Raw genomic sequence first — 18,068 nt, 5'->3', positions numbered from 1 at the left:
TCGGTCAGCGCCCCGGCCGGGGTGAGCCGCGCGGCCCATTTGACCGGGGCCGAGTTCAGGTCGGTGTCCACGGTCAGCGCGCCAAGCCCGGCGAAGACGAACCACAATAGGTTGGCCACCGCCAGCACGATCTCGGCGCGCAGCGTGCCGCCCAGCAGCAGACCCAGCGCGGCGAAACCGGCGGTCCCCAACGCGATGATCACCGCTCCCAACGCCAGGCCCGCCGGATGCGGCCGCCAACCAAGCGCAAACCCGATGGCGCCCAAGATGATTGCTTGCAGGAATACCACGGTGACCACTGCCAGCGATTTGCCCGCGATGATGCCCCAGACCGGAAGGGCAGTGGCGCCCAGCCGTTTAAGTGCGCCATAGCGGCGATCGAACGCCACCGCGATCGCCTGGCCGGTGAACGCCGTGGAGATCACCGCCAGCGCCATGATCACCGGCGTGAAGGTGGCGGCGCGGTTGGCGCCGAAGGATCCCAGCGGCAGCAGCGTTAACCCAACCAACAGCGTGATCGGGATGAACATGGTCAGCAGCAGTTGTTCACCGTTGCGCAGCAGCAGCTTCAGCTCCAACGCGAACTGCGCGGCCAGCATCCGCCGCACCGCGGCAGGGCGCGGGTCGGGGCTGAAAATGCCTGCGGGAAATACAGATTCGGTCATGCCCGCAACTCCCGGCCGGTCAACTCCAAGAACACGTCTTCCAGGCTGCGCTGCTCCACGCGCATGTCGGTGGCCAGCACATCGATCTGGGCACACCACGCCGTCACGGTGGCCAGCACCTGCGGGTCTACCGGGCCTTCCACCAGATACTCACCAGGGGCGGCCTCGGAGGCCCGGTAAGCCTCCGGCAAGGCAGAGACCAGAAGGGAGAGGTCGAGCCGTGGCGGGGCGCTGAACCGAAGCTGGTCCTTGGCCCCGCTACGGGTCAGCTCCGCCGGTGTTCCGGCCGCGACGGTCACCCCGTGATCGATGATGACCAGCCGGTCGGCGAGTTCCTCGGCCTCCTTGAGTTGGTGGGTGGTCAGCACCACGGTCACGCCGTCGCGGCGCAGCGCGTCGATCAGCTCCCACACCAATAGCCGGGCATGCGCGTCCATGCCCGCGGTTGGCTCGTCGAGAAAGACCAGTTCGGGTCGGCCGACCAACGCGCAGGCCAGCGCAAGCCGCTGCTGCTGCCCGCCGGAAAGCCGTCGGTACGTGGTGCGCGCCGCGTCGGTCAGCCCGAGTGTGCTCAGCAGCCATTGCGGGTCCAGTGGGTCGGCGGCGTAGGAGGCCACCAGGTTCAGCATCTCGCCGGCCCGGGCCGCGGGATAGCCGCCGCCGCCCTGCAACATCACACCGATGCGCGGTCGTAGTCGGGCGTTGTCGGTGATCGGGTCCAGCCCGAGCACCTCGATCGTGCCCGCATCGGGGCGGACGAACCCCTCGCACATCTCCACCGTCGTGGTCTTACCGGCGCCGTTCGGGCCCAGCAACGCCAACACCTCGGCGGGATGGACGTCGAGGTCGAGATTGGAGACGGCCCTGGTAGCGGCCGTCCCTGAGCCATACGACTTGGACACCCCGCGTAACCGCACGGGGACTGGGACTGCCTGGCTCACGAGGACTTAGCGTATGCGCCGGGCACCGGGGCGGCCTGCGGGGTCTCGCCGCCGGGCAGCGCATCCGGCGTGGCCGTATGGGGGGTTGGCTCGGCGTTCGGTAGCGGGCGCCACGGCAGGCGGGTGTAGGTCGCCGCGATCAGCAGCGCCACGATGACGGTGCTGGCCACCGTGGCATCAATGATCTGAAACAGTGCAAAGCGGTCGCCGTTGGCCGTCGGCCCGAAGACCCCGACGACGATCGTGACGGTGATCGCCGCTATCCGAAAGCCGGGCCGGGTCGCCCACGCGGCCATGGGGATGATGGCCCACAGCAAATACCACGGCTGCACCACCGGGAACAGCAGCACCGTCCCGCCCAGCGCGACCCCGAGGCCGCCGACCGGGTGCAACCGGCCACGCAACACCGCCATCAGCAGCCAACACACCATCACCGCGATGATCAACACGCCGATGCCACGGGTCAGCGACAGCACAGCGGTGGTGTGATCGCCGAGGCCCAAAAGGATCCCCACCTGCCCGGTGCCCAGCGCGATCAGCGTCGGCGGCGACATCCAGCTGCGCACCACGTTGGCGGTGCCGAGCGTGTAGATCCAGCCGAAGCCGAGCCCGCTCGCCCAGCCGACCGCGGCCATCACCGCCAGCGTCAGCCCGGCCATCAGCCCGCCCGCCAACAGGACTGCTCGCAGGTTGGCGCCCCAGCGCCAGGCGAGCGCCATTGCGACGAAGCCCAACGCCAGCAGCGACGGCAGCTTTATCTGCGAGGACAGTGTGATCAGGATCGCGCCGGCCAGCAGCATGCCCAGCGGCGCCCAGTCCGGCCAGTGGGTGCGCAGGCTGGGCCAGGGCCGGGGCACCAGCGGTCGCGCGGAGTCGATTCCGCGAAGCGCGAACTCGGTGCCGGCCAGCATGAGCCCGAGCATCGGTGCCTCGTTGTGGATGCCGGCGACCAAATGCATGATCAGCAGCGGGTTGGCCGCCCCCAGCCACAGCGCGCTGACCTCGGCGACCCCGCAGCGGCGGGCCAGCCGCGGCGTCGCCCACACGATCAGGCCGACGCCGAGTAGCACCACCAGCCGGTGGCACAGCACAGCGGCCACGATGTTTTCGCCGGTCAACGCCGAAATTCCGCGGCCAATCCACAAGAACAGCGGCCCGTAGGGGGCAGGGGTCTCCCGCCACAGGCTGGGCACCGACGACGTGAAGACGTGGTCGAGCCCCAGACCCGTCGCCGGGCCCACCCGATAGGGGTCGAGACCCAGCCGGCAGATCTGGCTTTGCGCCAGATACGAGTAGACGTCCTTGCTGTACATCGGAGGGGCGATCAGCAGCGGCAGCACCCACAACAACAGCGTGCGGTCCAGATCGCCGCGAGACATCCGCCGTTGGCCCAGGGCGAAGCGGCCCAGCATCAGCCAGGCGAGCGCCATCATGACTGCGCCGGTGGTGGTCATCGTCAGCGACACCGTCTGGATCCGCGACGGCAGGTTGAGCAGCCGAACCCCGAACGTGGGGTCCTGGACCACCGGCCGAGCTCCGGCCCCCAGCGCGCCGATGCCCATCAGTACCGTTCCTGTGGCGCCGAACACTCTGGTGCGACGCAGCGCGACCATCTCGGCGTCGTTGAGCGGCTGGCCTACGGCGACCTCGTCGCCGTGCAGGCGCGCAATCGATGAACTCAGCGGGTGGTGGCGGGCTGCCATCAGAGCAGCGTAGCCGCCCAGCCGGTGAGGCTCGCTGGACCCGACTGGACCCGAGGCCGGAATTTTGACACACTTGTGTTGTGAAATTCCGGTCGGACGTGAAAGGCGCTGACGTTGCGTCGGCAGCTTCGACGCACGACGGCCAGACCCGAAGCGCAGTCGTGCGGTTGCTGCTGGAGTCCGGCTCGATCACGGTGGGGCAGATCGGCGACCGATTGAGCCTGTCCGCCGCCGGGGTGCGACGCCACCTGGATGCGCTGATCGACGCAGGGGAGGCCGAGTCGGTTCCCGCCGCGGCCTGGCAGCAGGAAGGGCGCGGCCGACCGGCCAAGCGCTACCGGCTGACCGCGGGCGGCCGCGAGAAGCTGGACCACAGCTACGACGACCTGGCGGCGGCGGCGATGCGGCAACTCCGCGAAATCGGCGGTGAGGACGCGGTTCGCACCTTCGCCCGGCAGCGCATCGACGCAATCCTGTCCGGTGTCGAGGCGGTCGATTCGGATGTTGAGGCCACTGCTGAGCGGATTGCCGGGGCACTGAGCAAGGCCGGCTACGTCGCGACCACCACGCAGGTGCGCGGCCCGATCAATGGTGTGCAAATCTGTCAGCACCACTGCCCGGTGTCGCACGTCGCTGAGGAGTTCCCGGAGTTGTGCGAAACCGAGCAGCAGGCCATGGCCGAGGTACTCGGGACCCACGTGCAGCGGTTGGCGACCATCGTCAACGGTGACTGCGCCTGCACCACCCACGTCCCGCTCACGACCGCTGAAAAGCCACTAACCGTTCGACGCCCAGCCCGCGTCGAAGCCACCACGAGCAAGCAAGGAGCGTCGTCATGACGACCACCCCCGAGGTTCAGAAGCTGGCCGAGCCGCTGTCCCAGGAAGAGGCCATCGCCTCGATGGGCCGGTACGGCTACGGCTGGGCCGACTCCGACATCGCGGGCGCCAGCGCACAGCGCGGCCTGTCCGAAGCGGTGGTCCGTGACATCTCCGCGAAGAAGAACGAGCCGGAGTGGATGCTGGAGACCCGGCTGAAGGCACTGCGCATCTTCGACCGCAAGCCGATGCCGAAGTGGGGTTCCAACCTCGAGGGCATCCACTTCGACAACATCAAGTACTTCGTGCGGTCCACCGAGAAGCAGGCCGCGACGTGGGATGACCTGCCGGAGGACATCCGCAACACGTACGACAAGCTGGGCATCCCGGAAGCCGAGAAGCAGCGGCTGGTGTCCGGCGTTGCGGCGCAGTACGAGTCAGAGGTGGTTTACCACCAGATCCGGGAAGACCTTGAGCAACAAGGCGTCATCTTCCTGGACACCGACACGGCGCTGCGCGAGCACCCGGAGATCTTCCGGCAGTACTTCGGCACGGTGATCCCGGCCGGGGACAACAAATTCTCGGCGCTGAACACCGCGGTGTGGAGTGGTGGCAGCTTCATCTACGTCCCGCCGGGCGTGCATGTCGACATCCCGCTGCAGGCGTACTTCCGGATCAACACCGAGAACATGGGCCAGTTCGAGCGAACGCTGATCATCGTCGATGAGGGTGCCTACGTGCACTACGTCGAAGGGTGCACTGCGCCGATCTACAAATCGGATTCGCTGCACTCGGCGGTAGTCGAGATCATCGTCAAGCCCGGTGGCCGTTGCCGTTACACCACAATTCAGAACTGGTCGAACAACGTCTACAACCTGGTGACCAAGCGGGCCCGCGCCGAGGCCGGCGCCACGATGGAGTGGGTGGACGGCAACATCGGGTCGAAGGTGACGATGAAGTACCCGGCGGTGTGGATGACCGGCGAGCATGCCAAGGGTGAGGTGCTGTCGGTCGCGTTCGCCGGCGAAGGCCAGCACCAGGACACCGGCGCCAAGATGCTGCACCTGGCTCCGAACACGTCGAGCAACATCGTGTCCAAGTCGGTGGCCCGCGGCGGTGGACGCGCGTCGTATCGTGGTCTGGTCCAGGTCAACAAGGGTGCGCACGGATCGCGCTCTAGCGTGAAATGCGATGCGCTGCTGGTCGATACGATCAGTCGCAGCGACACCTATCCCTACGTCGACATCCGCGAGGACGACGTGACGATGGGTCATGAGGCGACGGTGTCCAAGGTCAGCGAGAACCAGCTGTTCTACCTGATGAGCCGCGGGCTGACCGAGGACGAGGCGATGGCGATGGTGGTGCGCGGCTTTGTCGAGCCGATCGCCAAGGAACTGCCGATGGAGTACGCGCTGGAGCTCAACCGGCTGATCGAGCTGCAGATGGAAGGCGCGGTCGGGTAGTGACGGGATTGACTGAAGCGGTGGAGGGTTCGTCGCTCGCCGCTGCTAACAAGGGCGAGCAGTTCGCGTCTTTCGATGTCGACGCGTTCGAGGTCCCCGGTGGCCGCGACGAGCTTTGGCGGTTCACCCCGCTACGCCGGTTGCGTGGCCTGCACGACGGCTCGGCGCACGCGACCGGGACCGCACAGATTACCGTCAGCGAGCGGCCCGGCGTGCGTGTCGAAACCGTGCGGCGCGGCGACCAGCGGCTCGGCGACGGTGGTGCGCCCACTGATCGTGTTGCCGCGCAGGCATTTTCGTCGTTCAACTCCGCGACTCTGATCACCGTCGCGCGCGACACGCAGGTCGTTGAGCCGATCGAGGTGGTGGTCACCGGTCCGGGCGAGGGTTCAGTGGCCTATGGACATCTGCAGATCCGGGCAGAGGAGCTGGCCGAGGCCGTTGTCGTCATCGATCAGCGCGGCAGCGGAACCTACGCCGACAATGTGGAATTCGTCGTCGACGACGCCGCCCGGCTCACGGTGGTGTGGATCGCAGACTGGGCCGACGACGCGGTACAGGTCAGCGCGCAACACGCCCGGTTGGGCAAGGATGCGGTACTGCGCCATGTAGCCGTCACGCTTGGTGGCGACGTGGTGCGAATGTCGGCCACGGTGCGCTTCGCTGGGCCCGGCGGCGACGCGGAGCTACTTGGTCTGTACTTCGCCGACGACGGCCAGCACCTGGAGTCGCGGCTACTTGTTGACCATGCGCAACCCGACTGCAAATCCAACGCAATGTACAAGGGTGCGCTGCAAGGAGATCCGGACTCGAACCGGCCGGACGCGCACACCGTCTGGGTGGGCGACGTGTTGATCCGGGCCGAGGCCACCGGCACCGACACTTTCGAAGTCAACCGAAACCTGGTGCTCACCGACGGCGCGCGCGCCGACTCGGTGCCCAACTTGGAGATCGAGAGCGGCGAGATCGTCGGCGCCGGACACGCAAGCGCCACCGGACGATTCGACGACGAGCAACTGTTCTATCTGCGTTCCCGCGGTATCCCCGAAGAGCAGGCCCGCCGACTGGTGGTGCGTGGTTTCTTCAACGAGATCATCGCCAAAATCGCGGTACCTGAAATACGGGAGCGTTTAACCACAGCCATCGAGCACGAATTGGCCATCACGGAATCGAGAGCGACCGCCTAATGACCACCTTGGAAATCAAAGACTTACACGTCAGCGTCGAGAACCAGACGGACGGCGGCGAGATCGCCATTCTCAACGGTGTGAACTTGACCGTGAGTTCCGGCGAGACGCATGCGGTGATGGGGCCCAACGGATCTGGCAAATCCACCCTGTCCTACGCCATCGCCGGACACCCGAAGTACCGCGTAACGTCGGGCTCGATCACGCTCGACGGCCAGAATGTTCTGGACATGAGCGTCGACGAGCGGGCTCGCGCCGGCCTGTTTTTGGCCATGCAGTATCCCGTTGAGGTGCCGGGCGTGTCGATGTCGAACTTCCTGCGCTCGGCCGCGACCGCCGTGCGCGGTGAGGCGCCCAAACTGCGGCACTGGGTCAAAGAAGTCAAGGCCGCGATGGAGGAGCTTGACATCGACCAGGCCTTCGGCGAACGCAGTGTCAACGAAGGCTTTTCCGGCGGCGAGAAGAAGCGCCACGAGATCCTGCAGCTGGGTCTATTGAAGCCCAAGATCGCGATTCTCGACGAGACCGACTCCGGCCTGGATGTCGACGCGCTGCGCGTGGTCAGCGAGGGCGTCAACCGCTACGCCGAATCGCAGCACGGCGGGATCCTGCTGATCACGCACTACACCCGGATCCTGCGGTACATCCATCCCGAATTCGTGCACGTGTTCGTCGGCGGCCGGATCATCGAATCGGGAGGACCGGAACTGGCCGACGAACTCGAAGAAAACGGCTACGTCCGCTTCACCCAAACGGCGGCTGAGAAGGTTTAGGGGAGCCTGACCCGTGAGCACTTCCGTCACCCCACTGGACGTCGACGCGATCCGCGCCGACTTTCCGATCCTCAAGCGGGTGATGCGGGGCGGAAATCAGTTGGCGTACTTAGATTCCGGCGCAACCTCGCAGCGACCGGTGCAAGTTCTCGACGCCGAACGCGAATTCCTGTTGACATCCAACGGCGGAGTGCACCGCGGAGCACACCAGCTGATGGAGGAGGCCACGGACGCCTACGAGCAGGGGCGCACGGACATCGCAGCTTTTGTCGGCGCGCACGCCGAGGAGCTGGTGTTCACCAAGAACGCGACCGAGGCGCTCAACCTGGTGTCCTACGTGTTCGGCGACAACCGCTTCGAGCATGCCGTCGGGCCCGGGGACGTCATCGTCATTACCGAGCTTGAGCACCACGCCAACCTCGTCCCGTGGCAGGAACTGGCCCGGCGCACCGGCGCGACGCTGCGCTGGTATGGCGTCTCCGGCGATGGGCGTATCGATCTGGACTCGCTAAGGCTCGATGACCATGTCAAAGTCGTTGCGTTCAGCCATCATTCGAACGTCACCGGAGCGCTAGCCCCGGTCGCCGAGCTGGTAGCCCAAGCGCGCGCCGTGGGCGCGTTGACCGTGCTGGACGCGTGCCAGTCGGTGCCGCACGAGCCCGTGAACTTCCATGCCCTCGACGTGGATTTTGCAGCGTTTTCCGGGCATAAGATGCTGGGCCCCAACGGAATCGGTGTGCTGTACGGGCGTCGCGAGCTGCTCGCCGCGATGCCGCCGTTTCTTACCGGCGGATCGATGATCGAGAACGTCGCCATGGAAACGTCCACCTATGCGGCTCCGCCGCAGCGGTTTGAGGCCGGCACTCCGATGACCTCTCAAGTGGTCGGACTGGCTGCGGCCGTACGCTACCTCGGCGCAATCGGTATGGACGCGGTGGCAAATCACGAACATCAGCTGACCGCCGCCGCGATCGAGGGACTGTCCGGCATCGACGGCGTGCGGATCATCGGACCGACATCGATGGAGCACCGCGGATCACCGGTGTCCTTTGTCGTCGACGGCGTGCATGCCCACGACGTTGGCCAGGTCCTCGACGACGACGGGATCGCTGTGCGAGTCGGACACCACTGCGCATTGCCGTTGCACCGCCGGTTTGGTCTGGCCGCCACCGCGCGCGCATCGTTCGCGCTTTACAACACCCAGGAGGAGGTCGATCGGCTGGTGGCCGGCGTGCAGCATGCCCTCGACTTCTTCGGCGAGGCGTGAGCCGCCGTGCGCCTGGAACAGATCTACCAAGACGTGATCCTCGATCACTACAAGCATCCGCAGCACCGCGGGCTGCGCGAGCCGTTCGGCGCGCAGGTGCACCACCTCAACCCGGTGTGCGGCGACGAGGTCACGCTGCGGGTCGCGCTGTCAGAAGACGGTGAGCAGATCGCCGATGTCTCCTACGACGGGCAGGGCTGCTCGATCAGCCAAGCGGCCACCTCGGTGCTCACCGAGCAGGTGATTGGGCAAACGGTGGGCGAAGCGATCAAGACCGTCACCGCGTTCACCGAGATGGTGGCTTCGCGGGGCACCGTCGCCGGCGACGAGGATGTACTCGGCGACGGTATCGCGTTCGCGGGCGTCGCCAAATATCCCGCCCGGGTCAAATGTGCGCTGTTGGGCTGGATGGCGTTTAAAGATGCGCTGGCCCAGGCCAGCGCGGAGGAGGTCAAGGATGAGCGAAACCGCCGCACCGGATAACGAGCTGCTCGCCGACGTCGAGGAGGCCATGCACGACGTCGTCGACCCCGAACTGGGCATCAACGTGGTCGACCTCGGACTGGTCTACGGCCTGAACTTGGAAGAGGGCGACGAAGGGACCATCGCGCTGATCGACATGACGTTGACGTCGCCGGCCTGCCCGCTGACCGACGTCATCGAAGACCAGTCGCGTAGCGCGCTGGTCGGCGCCGGTCTGGTGGACGAACTGCGGATCAACTGGGTGTGGAACCCGCCGTGGGGCCCGGACAAGATCACCGACGACGGCCGCGATCAACTGCGCGCCCTCGGTTTCACCGTCTAAGGGTTGAAGTTGCACTGGGGCTGGGTAACCTCATCATTGTGAGCGACGCCATAGCCCGCGGGGCCAACGAGAAGGGCACCGGTGCGGAGCCGCATGTCATCGTAATGTTCGGCGCCACAGGCGATTTGGCGCGCCGGAAGTTGCTGCCCGGCCTCTTTCACCTGTCCTGTTCCAACTTGGCGCCCGAGATGCGCATTATTGGCACGTCGCTCGATGAGCTGGACACCGCGGACTTTCGCAAGCTGGTGCTTAAGGCTTGCCACGAATTCTCCAACCACGACGTTGACGACGAACTTTTGGATCAGTTCTCCGCCAACTTGAATTACGTTTCCCTGCATGGCGGTCCGGAGGAGCTAGGTAGCGCGGTCAGAGAGCAGATCGACGAACTCGGTGGTGATGCCCGTCTGCTGCACTACCTGAGTGTGCCGCCTGCGGCGGTGATGAAGGTCATGGAGACGGTGAGCAAGCTGGACTTGGTCCAGAACTCTCGGGTCATCATGGAAAAGCCTTTCGGCATCGATCTGGGCAGCGCACGAGAGTTGAACAAGGCGATTCACGAGATATTCGAAGAAGAACAGATCTTCCGGATCGATCACTTCCTGGGTAAGGAGGCCGCGCAGAATATCCTCGCATTCCGATTCGCGAACGGATTGTTCGAGCCGATCTGGAATCGAAACTTCATCGACCACATCCAGATCGACGTGCCGGAGCGGCTCACGCTGGAGGGCCGCGCCCAGTTCTACGAATCGGTGGGGGCGTTCAAGGACATGGTGGTCACCCACTTATTCCAGATTCTGGCGTTCGTCGCGATGGAGCCGCCCACCGAGCTTGTTTCAGAGGCGATCAGCGAGGAGAAGAACAAGGTTTTCCGCTCGATGCGCCCGCTTGATCCCAACAAGGTGGTGCGCGGGCAATACCGGGGTTACCGCGACGAGCCTGGGGTATCGGCCGAATCGGACACCGAAACGTTCGTCGCGCTCGAATGCGAGATCGACAATTGGCGTTGGGCGGGCGTCCCGTTCTTTCTGCGCACCGGCAAGGGCCTCGCTGAGGGACAGCGCATCATCTCGATCGCGTTTCACGAGCCGCCGCGCAGCATGTTCCCGGCCGGCTCCGGCGTCGGAAAGAAAGGTCCGGATCACCTGACGTTCGATCTGGCCGATGTGTCCAAGATGTCCCTGTCGTTCTACGGCAAGCGGCCCGGCCCGGGGATGAAGCTGGACAAGCTCAGCCTGCAGTTCACCATGGAAGAAACCGGGCACGCGGGCGACGTCCTGGAGGCATACGAGCGGTTGATTCTCGATGCGATGCGCGGCGACCGGACGTTGTACAACTCCGCTGAGGGTATTGAGCGGCTCTGGGAGGTCTCGGCCCCGCTGCTCGAAGACCCGCCACTGGCACATAGCTACGACCTCGATTCATGGGGTCCCAACGCGGTCCACCCGCTGATTGCCCCGCGTGCGTGGCGGCTGCCGTTCGAACGTGGCTGGCGCAGCAAGAACTGAGAGCTCCTCAACGCCAGGGCAGGTCGGTGTTATCGCCGCTCCAGCGTGATGGCGGAATCATCGGCGCCCCACGCAATCCCGACGTCTCGACGTGGCGCAGCGCGGCATCCAGGTGCTGGCGCATCCGGCGTTCGGCCTTCTGCGGGTCTTTAGCGGTGATCGCCGCGGCGATCGCGCGATGTGATTTGGCTGCTTCGTCGCGGTCATATTGAGTGATGTCCTGCTCGGCGGCGGCCCAGCGCACCGCCTGTTCGACCGCCGCCAAAACCGTAGTGAGAAGCGGGTTTCCGCTGGCCTGCACCAGCAGCTCGTGAAATTCGTGGTAGCCGGTGCCGTCGGGTGCGATGCCGTGCTCGGCGACCACCGCGATGCGCTCGCGTTGTTGAGCGGTGGCGTGCTCGGCGACGTGGGCTGCCGCGGCGGGTTCGAGCATTTTCCGGAACTCCAGCAGGTCGCCCCAGGTGGCTTTTGTGAGGGTGAATAACTGCACCAGTGAATGAGCAGTCCGTTCGGGCTCGGGATGACGGATGCGGACCCCGCTGCGTCCCTGGCTGGTGGCGGTGAGTCCCTCGGCGGCCAGCAGCCGCAGCGCCATGCGCACCGTTTCCCGGCTGACGCCGAGTTGATTGACCAGCTGTCCTTCGGTGGGCAGCGAATCGCCCGGCACGAGTTCGCCGGACAGAATTCGCCGGCGCAGCGCAGCGGCCACCGCGTCGGGGGCACGGGAGGGTCTTGTCATTGTCACGGCACTTAGTATACTAAGTTGTCATGACAAATGTCCCGAATGCCGCAGTGCTCACCGGCGCGTTCCGGCCGATGCGGTTCGAGGCGACCGTCGAGGATTGCGTGACCAGCTTCGGCGAAGTCCCGAAGGAACTGGCCGGCGGGTTCTACCGAGTCGGCCCGACGTTCAAACGGCCGACCCGACAGGGCGCCAACGGCCTGCTGGCGATGGACGGCATGGTCCAAGGCCTCACGTTCGACAACGGCCGCGCCGATTTTCGCAATCGCTGGGTTCGCACGCCCAAATACCAACTGGAAGACAAACATCAGCGCGGCATGTTCTGCTGGTCTGACGGTGAGTGGACAGACTGGCGCAACATCGGCTTTGGTGCCGCTGTACGCGACGAATTCACCCGCGGAATTCCGCAGGGCACCAACAACATCAACTGCTTCCCGTTTGCCGGTGAGATCCTGGCGTCGGGAGAGCAGGGCAGCCCTCCGGTGGCGCTGGATCCGATCACCCTGGACACCCGGGGGGTAGTGCCGTGGTCACCGCAGCTGTCCCGCGGGATCTTCGACAAGGCCGGCTACGGCGATGCCGCTTTCACCGCGCACCCGAAATGGGATGCCGACAGCGGCACGCTGTACGGCTGGGCCTACAGCAACCACAAGCCGTACGTCACGATCCACGTCGTGCAACCGGACGGCGCGGTGACCTCCCGCGAGCTCTGGGATGCTCCGTATTCCTCAGAAGTCCATGACATGTGGCTAACCCCGGATTGGATGGTGTTGCCGTTTCAGGGTTTCGCGTTCGATCCGGACCGGATTGAGCACGGACAGTCAGTGCAAGGCTGGCATCCGGAGCTACCGATCATGCTGGCGCTGGTGCCGCGCGACGACGTCGAACACGGCGAAATTCGTTGGATCACAGTGGAGATCGAGCCACAGTATGTAATGCACACGTTGGCCGCCGACGTCGATGGCGACACCCTGACGTTGGAAGCCCCGATCTTCGAGCGCCCGCCGTTCCCGTTGGACATCGACGGGTTTCAGGGCGACGACGTCGCGCTGTTCTTCAACCTGGCGCGCAGCACACTGGGACGCTGGACGGTTGACCTGGCCGGCGGCGGCGCGAAATCCGAACTGCTCGACGATCGGCCGTGCGAGCTGCCCAAGGTCGACGAACGCTTCTACGGCCGCGGACACCGCTGGGGATATCTGATCGGCGGGGACGCCAAAGGCAACGGGATGCGGATGCACAGCCTGGTCGTGCGCGACCGCACCACCGGAACCGAGCAGCAGTACCGACTGCGGCATGAGCGCCCGGCGCTGGTGATGGAGCCGACATTCGTGCCGCGCACCGCCGATGCGCCTGAAGGTGACGGCTACCTGATGGTCCCGGTGTCGCGGTGGACCGAAAACCTGGGTGAATACATCATTTTCGATACCGACGACGTCACCGCGGGACCGATATGTCGCATCGAGATTCCCTTCATCCTCGGCTTCACCCCGCATGGGCATTGGATGGACTTCCGGTGATGCTCAACGATGTCGAGGAAGCCGAGCTACGGGCTTCAGTGCACGGCATCGTCGCCGGCTTCGGCAACGAATACTTCACCCGGTGTAGCGAAACCCTGCAACATCCCACCGAGCTGTGGGACGCACTGGCCGCGGGTGGTTTCGTCGGAGTGAACCTGCCGGAGGAATACGGGGGCGGGGGAATGGGATTGAGCGCGATAAACATTGTCGCCGAGGAGGCCGCTGCCGCGGGTTGCCCGCAGATCATGCTGATGATCTCGCCGGGGATCGTCGGCAGCCTGCTGTCTCGGCACGCCACCCACGAGCAGAAACAGCAATGGCTGGCGCCGATGGCGGCGGGAACGGCGAAGATCGCGTTCGCTATCACTGAACCCGACGCCGGCTCCAACAGCCACCAACTCGCCACCACCGCACGCCGCGACGGCGACAAGTACTACATCAGCGGGCAAAAAACGTTCATCACCGCCGCCGACCAAGCCGATGCGCTGCTTGTCGTCACCCGCACCGGCACCGACGCCCGAGGCCGTGCACTGCTTTCGCTGTTCCTCGTCGACCGCGACACACCGGGCATCGAGATGCACCGCATCCCAATGACGTTCGAGATCACCGACAAATCGTTCACCGTGTTCTTCGACAACGTCGCGGTCCCGGCGGATCGGTTGGTCGGCGGCGAAGGCAACGGGCTGCGTGTCGCGTTTGACGGCATGAATCCCGAGCGGGTGATCATCGCCGCGATCTGCAACGGCGTCAGCCGCTACGCCCTTGACAAGGCGGTGGCCTACGCCCGGGAACGCCAGGTGTGGCAGGCGCCGATCGGCGCGCATCAAGGCATCGCGCATCCGTTGGCGGAGGCCAAGATTGCGCTCGAGGCGGCCAGGCTGATGACCCGCCACGCTGCCGCCGGTTACGACGCCGGAGTCGACGCCGGCGAAGCCAGCAACATGGCCAAGTTCCTGTCTGCCGATGCGGCGATCCGCTGCCTGGATCAGGCGATCGAGGTGCATGGTGGGAGTGGTTTTACCCGTGAAGTCGCGCTAGCCAACATGTACGAGTTTGTCCGGCTGTTCAAAACCGTGCCGATCACCCGCGAGATGATCCTCAACCACATCGCGCAGCACAGCCTCGGCTTGCCGAAATCGTACTGAGCGCGCGCGTCTCTAGAACGCCGCTTCGGGAAGCGCCATGATGTCGTCGTCGATATCCTCGATGATGCCGCGCAGCGCGGTGAGGTTCGGCAGCACGTTCTTGACGAAGAATCGCGCGGTGGCGATCTTGCCCCGATAGAACGCTTCGCCACTGGCCGGCGCTGTGGCCAACGCAGCTTGCGCGAGGTCGGCTTGTGCCAGTAGCCGCCAGCCGATGAGCAAGTCGCCGACGGCGAGCAGGAACCGCACCGATGCGAGACCGACTTTGTATATCTCCTCCTGCTGTTCGGGGGCGGCCATCAGGTATCCGGTCAGGGTGGCGGTCATCGCCGTGACGTCGTCGAGCGCGGTCTGCAGCAGTTCGGCAGACGGGCGGAGCGCCTCATCGCAGGTATCGATGGTGTGACGGATCTGCGATGCCACGTGCTCAAGGGCTTGGCCGCGGTCGCGAATGATCTTACGGAAGAAGAAATCCAGCGCCTGGATTGCCGTGGTGCCTTCGTAGAGCGAGTCGATCTTGGCATCGCGGGCGTATTGCTCGATGGGGTAGTCGGTCAAATAGCCCGACCCTCCGAGTGTTTGCAGCGACTCGGTCAGGATTTCGTAGGCCCGTTCGGAGCTCACACCCTTCACCACTGGGAGCAGAAGATCGTTGACGCGGTGCGCCATCTCAGCGTCTGCTCCTGAAACCTGTTGTGCAACAGCGTCGTCCTGATGCGCCGCGGCATACATGTACAGCGCGCGCAATCCTTCGGCGTAGGCCTTCTGCGTGATCAGGCTGCGGCGCACATCCGGATGCTGCATGATCGTGACCCGCGGCGCGGCCTTGTCGGTCATCTGAGTCAGATCCGCGCCCTGCACCCGGACTTTGGCGTATGCCAGCGCGTTGAGATATCCGGTGGACAACGTCCCGGCGGCCTTGACGCCGACCGACATGCGTGCGTTCTCGATGACGGTGAACATCTGCGCGATTCCGTGGTGCACGTCGCCGACCAGGTAGCCGACGGCGGGCACCCCGTGGGCGCCGAAGGTCAATTCGCAAGTCGGGGATGCCTTCAGGCCCATCTTGTGTTCCAGTCCGGTGGCGAAAACCCCGTTGCGGGAGCCAAGTTCGAAGGTCTCCGGGTCGAACAGGTACTTGGGAACGTAGAACAGGCTCAGACCTTTGGTGCCCGGACCGGCACCCTCGGGGCGGGCCAGCACGAGATGGAAGATGTTTTCGGCGGTGTCGCCGACATCGCCGCCGGAGATGAATCGCTTGACGCCCTCGATGTGCCAGCTGCCGTCGGGTTGTGCGATCGCTTTGGTTCTTCCCGCCCCGACGTCGGAGCCGGCGTCCGCCTCGGTGAGCACCATCGTGGCCGCCCACCCGCGCTCCAGGCCCATCGTTGCCCACCGCTTCTGCTCTTCGGTGCCCTCCACATAAAGGGCGTTGGCCATCGCCGGGCCCATGCTGTAGAAGAAGGCCGCAGCCGGATTAGCGCAGTGCAGCATCTCGTTGATCGCCCACGTCACCGGGCTTGGTGCGGACACGCCGCCGATCTCTTCGGCCAGACCGATGCGCCACCACTCGGCGTCCTTGACCGCCTGCACCGACTTGGCCAACTCGGACGGCACGGACATGGTGTGCCGGTCCGGCTCGAAAACCGGTGGATTGCGGTCGGCGGCGGCGAAGGATTCGGCGACCGGACCCTCAGCCAGGCGGGCGACTTCCTCGAGCATGGTGTGGACTGTTTCGACGTCGAGCTCGCGATAGCGCCCTGAGCCGAGAACCTTGTCGATGCCGAATACCTCGAACAGGTTGAACTCAATGTCGCGAAGGTTAGCGATGTAGTGCCCCAACGGTTTACGCCTCCTCGTCAACGCCCCGGTGAACTTGGACGCAGTGTGTCCGAGGGGAGATCGGGTACGCAACCGTAACCTACGCCGACGGAACCGTAACTTACGCTGACGGAACCGTAGGGTGCGAGGTCAGCGGATTACCGCGATACGCATGCGATTAACGGCGATGGTGCGGCCACGGGATGTGGAAGTGGTGGTGCGGGCGGCCCATCGGTGGACACGGTTCGAGGTCGATGGTTTGTGCGTGCAGCACAGCGCCGTCCTTGGTTCCCTGCGCTGCCATGCACTTACCGTTCTGAATTGCTTGCGCGTCGGTAACCGCGTGCTTGGTATAGGTGGTCGTGTTGATGACCGTCACCGTGCCGTGCGTAGTTTTGCCGGTCGGATCGGTGCTGTCGACCGCAATGGTGTCACCGGTCACCGACGTCACCGTGCCGTACACGGGTGCTGCGGACCCCGGGCTGGGTGGCGGCGGCGGCGGGCACCGGCCGCCTTCAGACGGGCTGATATCCACCGATTCTGCGGTGATCGCACCGCCGGGCGAAGCGCCTTGCGGGGCCGGCTTGACGTCGACGCAACTCCCGGGTTTCACGTCGGTCAGCGCTGCGGAGCTGAGCTCGGTGACCATCGTCTGCGGGGTGAAGTCCACTGTCGCCCCGCTCCGGTCTCGCTGGGTGAGCTGGATCGTGTTGCCAGATACCGACCTGACCAAGCCCTCGATCTCGTCATGGCCCATGGGTGGTGCAGGCGGCGGCTTGGGCGAAGTTGGCGAAGGACTTGCTGAGCTGGCCGACGTGCTGGGTTTTGCGTTGTTTTCGTTGCCCGAACTTCCGCATGCGGAAAGCGACACGACCGTGGTGGCAGTGACCGCGATGATCGCGAGCTGAGTCAATCGATGGTGCTGCGTCGTGGCGCTCATCAGGTTCTCCGATCGCGGCGTTGCGCGCGGAGTACCCGCTGCAGCCGACTTGCACAATTATTAGTCCAGGCGTGAGCGGCCGTTTGCTGAGGTCCGCTCGAACTAGGGTTGTCCCATGTTGTGGTTGTGCAAAACCTGCGGAGTCGAGCACAGCACCGCGTCAAACGTGTGCGCGATTTGTGCCGACGATCGGCAGTGGGTGCCGGCCGAGGGTCAGCAATGGGCGACGCTGGAGCAGCTGGTTGCCGACGGGATGCGGTCGCACGTCTCGGTCATCGAGGACGGACTCGTCGCGGTCGGCAGTTCGCCGCCGTTGGGAATCGGACAGCTGGGAAAGCTGGTGTGCACCGATGCCGGCAATGTGCTGTGGGATCCGTCCGGCTTCGTCGACGACGACGCGGTGGCCGCAGTAGCAGCGCGTGGACCGGTCATCGCCATTGTGGCCAGCCACCCGCACATGTACGGCGCACAAGTCGAGTGGAGCCACCGACTGGGTGGCGTCCCGGTGTACGTCAACGCCGCGGATGCCGAGTGGGTGATGCGCCCCGACCCGGTGATCGAGCAGTGGTCGGATGCTTTGCAGCTGACCCCTTCGTTATCCGTGGTCCGGGTGGGGGGACATTTTCCCGGCAGCGCGGTCGCCTGTTGGGCCGACGGTGCCGGCGGGCGCGGCGTGCTGCTGGCCGGCGACACCATCTTTCCCAACCCGGACCGGCGCACGGTCGCGTTCCTGCGCAGCTACCCGAACCGCCTTCCGCTATCCGCTGCCGTCG

18 protein-coding genes are annotated in these 18,068 nt (G+C 65.2%); 12 read left to right on the top strand and 6 right to left on the bottom strand.

Going from position 1 to position 18,068, the window contains the following annotated elements; all coding sequences use genetic code 11:
• The 3 genes from WB785_RS20020 to mptB all read right to left on the bottom strand — a co-directional run.
• Positions 1-665: ABC transporter permease (locus WB785_RS20020; RefSeq protein WP_424081099.1), on the bottom strand; the 665-nt coding region annotated here is incomplete at its 3' end.
• Positions 662-1,606: an ABC transporter ATP-binding protein gene (locus WB785_RS20015; RefSeq protein WP_424081097.1), complete on the bottom strand. Its 945-nt coding sequence runs from the start codon at positions 1,604-1,606 to the stop codon at positions 662-664. The genes WB785_RS20015 and WB785_RS20020, both read right to left, overlap by 4 nt.
• A complete protein-coding gene (mptB, locus tag WB785_RS20010; protein ID WP_424081095.1) occupies positions 1,603-3,309 on the bottom strand; it encodes a polyprenol phosphomannose-dependent alpha 1,6 mannosyltransferase MptB in 1,707 nt (568 codons plus the stop codon). The genes WB785_RS20015 and mptB overlap by 4 nt, the downstream gene beginning before the upstream one ends.
• A gap of 80 nt (positions 3,310-3,389) precedes the next feature.
• Here mptB and WB785_RS20005 point away from each other — a divergent pair, with 80 nt between their 5' ends.
• The 8 genes from WB785_RS20005 to zwf all read left to right on the top strand — a co-directional run bounded on the left by WB785_RS20005 (position 3,390) and on the right by zwf (position 11,127).
• Entirely contained in the window at positions 3,390-4,148 is a 759-nt protein-coding gene (locus WB785_RS20005; protein WP_424081093.1) for a helix-turn-helix transcriptional regulator, read from the top strand.
• A complete protein-coding gene (gene sufB, locus WB785_RS20000; RefSeq protein ID WP_424081091.1) occupies positions 4,145-5,590 on the top strand; it encodes a Fe-S cluster assembly protein SufB in 1,446 nt (481 codons plus the stop codon). Before WB785_RS20005 ends, sufB begins: the two co-directional genes overlap by 4 nt.
• Complete coding sequence (gene sufD / locus WB785_RS19995) at positions 5,590-6,777, top strand: Fe-S cluster assembly protein SufD (protein WP_424081089.1); 1,188 nt, start codon at positions 5,590-5,592, stop codon at positions 6,775-6,777. The genes sufB and sufD overlap by 1 nt, the downstream gene beginning before the upstream one ends.
• Positions 6,777-7,550 carry a Fe-S cluster assembly ATPase SufC gene (gene sufC, locus WB785_RS19990; RefSeq protein WP_424081087.1) on the top strand — a complete coding sequence of 258 codons (774 nt, stop codon included), beginning with the start codon at positions 6,777-6,779 and terminating at the stop codon, positions 7,548-7,550. Before sufD ends, sufC begins: the two co-directional genes overlap by 1 nt.
• 13 nt (positions 7,551-7,563) lie before the next feature.
• Complete coding sequence (locus tag WB785_RS19985) at positions 7,564-8,817, top strand: cysteine desulfurase (protein WP_424081085.1); 1,254 nt, start codon at positions 7,564-7,566, stop codon at positions 8,815-8,817.
• A gap of 6 nt (positions 8,818-8,823) precedes the next feature.
• On the top strand, positions 8,824-9,300 hold the full coding sequence (gene sufU / locus WB785_RS19980) for a Fe-S cluster assembly sulfur transfer protein SufU (RefSeq protein ID WP_424081083.1): 477 nt from the start codon (positions 8,824-8,826) through the stop codon (positions 9,298-9,300).
• The gene (locus WB785_RS19975; protein WP_424081081.1) at positions 9,275-9,622 is read left to right on the top strand and encodes a metal-sulfur cluster assembly factor; all 348 of its coding nucleotides are present in this window, start codon (positions 9,275-9,277) and stop codon (positions 9,620-9,622) included. Before sufU ends, WB785_RS19975 begins: the two co-directional genes overlap by 26 nt.
• A 104-nt stretch (positions 9,623-9,726) precedes the next feature.
• Positions 9,727-11,127, top strand: a complete 1,401-nt coding sequence (gene zwf / locus WB785_RS19970; protein ID WP_424081103.1) for a glucose-6-phosphate dehydrogenase — start codon at positions 9,727-9,729, stop codon at positions 11,125-11,127.
• Positions 11,128-11,134: 7 nt separating this feature from the next.
• Here zwf and WB785_RS19965 read toward each other — a convergent pair whose 3' ends face one another.
• Entirely contained in the window at positions 11,135-11,866 is a 732-nt protein-coding gene (locus WB785_RS19965; protein WP_424081101.1) for a FadR/GntR family transcriptional regulator, read from the bottom strand.
• Positions 11,867-11,895: 29 nt separating this feature from the next.
• On the opposite strand from WB785_RS19965, the gene WB785_RS19960 reads away from it, so the two are divergent.
• Positions 11,896-13,389 carry a carotenoid oxygenase family protein gene (locus tag WB785_RS19960; protein WP_424081079.1) on the top strand — a complete coding sequence of 498 codons (1,494 nt, stop codon included), beginning with the start codon at positions 11,896-11,898 and terminating at the stop codon, positions 13,387-13,389.
• Positions 13,386-14,534, top strand: a complete 1,149-nt coding sequence (locus tag WB785_RS19955; RefSeq protein ID WP_424081077.1) for an acyl-CoA dehydrogenase family protein — start codon at positions 13,386-13,388, stop codon at positions 14,532-14,534. Before WB785_RS19960 ends, WB785_RS19955 begins: the two co-directional genes overlap by 4 nt.
• Before the next feature lie 12 nt (positions 14,535-14,546).
• On the opposite strand, the gene WB785_RS19950 is transcribed toward WB785_RS19955, so the two are convergent.
• Positions 14,547-16,376: an acyl-CoA dehydrogenase gene (locus WB785_RS19950; RefSeq protein ID WP_424081076.1), complete on the bottom strand. Its 1,830-nt coding sequence runs from the start codon at positions 16,374-16,376 to the stop codon at positions 14,547-14,549.
• Positions 16,377-16,533: 157 nt separating this feature from the next.
• Positions 16,534-17,025: a DUF5666 domain-containing protein gene (locus WB785_RS19945; RefSeq protein ID WP_424081074.1), complete on the bottom strand. Its 492-nt coding sequence runs from the start codon at positions 17,023-17,025 to the stop codon at positions 16,534-16,536.
• On the opposite strand from WB785_RS19945, the gene WB785_RS19940 reads away from it, so the two are divergent.
• Both WB785_RS19940 and WB785_RS19935 read left to right on the top strand, forming a co-directional pair.
• Positions 17,015-17,263: a hypothetical protein gene (locus tag WB785_RS19940; RefSeq protein ID WP_424081073.1), complete on the top strand. Its 249-nt coding sequence runs from the start codon at positions 17,015-17,017 to the stop codon at positions 17,261-17,263. The genes WB785_RS19945 and WB785_RS19940 overlap by 11 nt on opposite strands.
• Positions 17,264-17,410: 147 nt before the next feature.
• Positions 17,411-18,068 (top strand): MBL fold metallo-hydrolase (locus WB785_RS19935; protein WP_424081071.1); only part of this gene is annotated, 658 nt, incomplete at its 3' end.

Origin of the sequence: Mycobacterium sp., assembly GCF_049585075.1 — a bacterium.
In the GTDB taxonomy this organism is placed as follows: Bacteria; Actinomycetota; Actinomycetes; order Mycobacteriales; family Mycobacteriaceae; genus Mycobacterium.
The sequence above is the reverse complement of the archived record's forward strand: the minus strand, read 5'-3'. Positions and strand labels throughout refer to the sequence as shown.

Bases quoted from the DNA above. Each gene is read 5' to 3' on its own strand.
- mptB (WP_424081095.1), bottom strand. From the start codon at position 3,309: ATGGCAGCCCGCCACCACCCGCTGAGTTCATCGATTGCGCGCCTGCAC.
- sufB (WP_424081091.1), top strand. From the start codon at position 4,145: ATGACGACCACCCCCGAGGTTCAGAAGCTGGCCGAGCCGCTGTCCCAG.
- sufC (WP_424081087.1), top strand. From the start codon at position 6,777: ATGACCACCTTGGAAATCAAAGACTTACACGTCAGCGTCGAGAACCAG.
- WB785_RS19975 (WP_424081081.1), top strand. From the start codon at position 9,275: ATGAGCGAAACCGCCGCACCGGATAACGAGCTGCTCGCCGACGTCGAG.
- zwf (WP_424081103.1), top strand. From the start codon at position 9,727: ATGTTCGGCGCCACAGGCGATTTGGCGCGCCGGAAGTTGCTGCCCGGC.
- WB785_RS19965 (WP_424081101.1), bottom strand. From the start codon at position 11,866: ATGACAAGACCCTCCCGTGCCCCCGACGCGGTGGCCGCTGCGCTGCGC.
- WB785_RS19960 (WP_424081079.1), top strand. From the start codon at position 11,896: ATGACAAATGTCCCGAATGCCGCAGTGCTCACCGGCGCGTTCCGGCCG.